The sequence below is a fragment of the Myroides indicus genome (genome assembly GCF_004364575.1).
GTDB classification, from domain to species: Bacteria; Bacteroidota; Bacteroidia; order Flavobacteriales; family Flavobacteriaceae; genus Flavobacterium; species Flavobacterium indicum_A.
Window position 1 is genome coordinate 1 of record NZ_SOAG01000077.1, and the last position, 1211, is coordinate 1211.

Sequence of the window (1211 nt, forward strand, 5' to 3'; positions counted from 1 at the left end):
ATAAGTATCTTGTAGCTATTAACAAACCCAGAGATTTGTTAGTACATAAATCTTTTATAGCAGGAAATATTGAAGAATACGCTGTACAGATTTTGAGGGATCAAATAGGACAACGCGTATATCCCATTCACATATTAGATAGAAAAACCTCCGGAGTTTTGTTGTTTGCATTGAATAAAGAAATATTAAAACAGCTAAATGACGATTTTGCAAAGCGCAAGGTCTTTAAAAAATATATTGCTGTAGTTAGAGGCTTTACACCTGATGAAGAAACTATTGATTATGCCCTGACCAATGAAAATGGACGGTTACAGCAAGCTTTAACTCATTATAAGACACTTCAAAAAACTGAGCTCCATATTCCGTTTGGAAAGCATCAGACATCCCGGTATTCACTGGTTGAAATTTACCCCGAAACGGGAAGACAGCATCAGCTTAGAAAGCATTTTAAACATATATTTCATCCGATTCTGGGCAGCCGTCCGCACGGTTGTAATAAACAAAATAAACTTTGGCTGGAGCTTTTCAATCTTACGGCAATGTTGCTTCATGCCGGAGAATTACATTTTTTGCATCCGGTAACCCAAAATAAAATAGTTTTAAAGGCGGGCATAGATAGTGAATTTAAAAAATATAATGCTGTTTTAAAGTTTGATTTACAGGAGTATGATTAAGCTATTCATATCGTAGAGCTTCAACAGGATCGAGCTTTGAAGCTTTTAGTGCTGGATATAATCCCGAAATAACGGCTACAACAAAAGTAGTAATAAATGCAGAAATTATAGCAGCCCATGGAATAACGAACGTAAAGTGAAGCACTTGAGATAAAAGATAAGCGGATGAAATTCCGAGAAAAGTCCCAATAATTCCGCCTAACTGACCAATAACAACAGTTTCTGTAAAAAATTGCTGAGCGATAGTATTCCGTTTTGCACCTAAAGATTTTCTAATTCCGATTTCTTTTGTGCGTTCGGTAACAGCAACCAACATAATGTTCATTAAAGCAATGGAGGATCCCAAAATGGTAATCATCCCGATCATCCATGCAGCCACATTAAGAGTAGTAACCTGTTTAAGCATTGATCTTATCATATCATCACTGCGTTCAATGCCAAAATTGTTTTTTTGAGCGGGAGTCAAATGCCTAATATTTCTAAAATCAGCAGTAGCCTGATCTACAGCCTGATTGAGTAACCCTTCTTTTAAAAGTC

Annotated in this window: 2 protein-coding genes; one reads left to right on the forward strand and one right to left on the reverse strand. The window is 36.3% G+C overall.

Features of this window, described 5'->3' with window-relative positions:
* Nucleotides 1-674, forward strand: a 674-nt coding sequence (locus tag C8P70_RS13735; RefSeq protein ID WP_133713862.1) for a pseudouridine synthase, incomplete at its 5' end; no start/stop codon positions are given.
* Nucleotide 675: 1 nt separating this feature from the next.
* Here C8P70_RS13735 and C8P70_RS13740 read toward each other — a convergent pair.
* A partial coding sequence (locus C8P70_RS13740; RefSeq protein WP_133713863.1) for an ABC transporter permease occupies nt 676-1211 on the reverse strand: 536 nt, incomplete at its 5' end.